A 1,300-nucleotide genomic window follows, 5' to 3' on the forward strand; every position below is an offset into this window, starting at 1 on the left:
GCTTGGAGAGATATACGCATCCGGGGAACTGCGGTTGGCTGGGGTCAAGCGTATTCCGTTCTCGTCCAAGCGGGACATCGTGTTCTATCGACAAGCGCTGCCGGAGCACCCGAACGGCATGAAGCTTTTTGCGTTCGATGATGACGGCGCTGTGGTGCGTCAGGGCGTTTACCTGTCGGTCGGTGGCGGGTTTGTCGTGACGGCCGAATCGGAGAGCGACGGTGTGTTCGCGGTACCGGGTGAGGTCCCGTATCCGTTTTCAAACTCGAAGCAATTGCTCGAGCTCTGCGAGAAGCATGGAAAATCCATCGCGGAACTGACGTATGCGAACGAACGCGTGTCGCGCTCGGAAGCCGAGATTCATCGCGAGCTGCGGCGCATCTGGTCCGTCATGCAGGCCTGTGTCGAACGAGGGTGCCGCACGGAGGGAAGTCTGCCCGGTCCGCTCGGCGTAAAGCGCCGCGCGGCGTCCTTGCATCGCAAGCTTACGGAGCGCGCGGGGAGCGACGGTGACGTGTCACTGGCGGCAATGGACTGGCTCAATCTGTATGCGCTGGCGGTGAACGAGGAGAACGCCGGCGGCGGTCGCGTCGTGACGGCACCGACGAATGGTGCGGCGGGAATCATTCCAGCGGTATTGCACTACTACATGCAATTCGTTCCAGGGGCGAACCTGCAGGGCGTATTCGACTTTCTGTTGACCGCCGCCGCTATCGGCATGTTGTACAAGCTCAACGCATCCATCTCCGGTGCGGAGGTCGGTTGCCAGGGCGAGGTCGGGGTGGCGTGTTCGATGGCTGCCGGCGGCTTGTGCGCGCTGCTCGGGGGAACGCCAAAGCAGGTCGAGCACGCGGCAGAGATCGGGATGGAACACAACCTCGGCCTGACTTGCGATCCATTCGGTGGCATGGTGCAGATACCCTGCATCGAGCGAAATGCAATGGGCGCCGTCAAGGCTGTCAATGCTGCCCGGATGGCCATGGATGGCGACGGGACACACTACGTGTCGTTGGACTCGGTCATCAAGACCATGCGACAGACCGGCGCCGACATGAAGACAAAGTACAAGGAAACATCTCGGGGCGGTCTGGCAGTCAACATCATCGAATGCTGACTATCCGAAATCAGACCGGATTCCCAATCGTCGCGCGAGGCCCGGGACGTATTCCCTACAAGCCATTTCTGAATTCAAAGAACTACGATCATGAACGTCATTGCAGAAATCAATGCGGAGTCGGACGCACTGAAAGCGATCCGGCGCGACATCCATGCGCATCCGGAGGTGGGCTATGACGTACAT

Annotated in this window: 1 protein-coding gene; it reads left to right on the forward strand. The window is 60.1% G+C overall.

Annotated features, from left to right (window positions below):
• A partial coding sequence (locus ACWF6P_RS31725; RefSeq protein ID WP_452623693.1) for an L-serine ammonia-lyase occupies positions 1-1,114 on the forward strand: 1,114 nt, incomplete at its 5' end.
• Positions 1,115-1,300 lie beyond the last annotated feature (186 nt).

The sequence above is a fragment of the Rhodococcus sp. NPDC055024 genome (assembly GCF_053608585.1).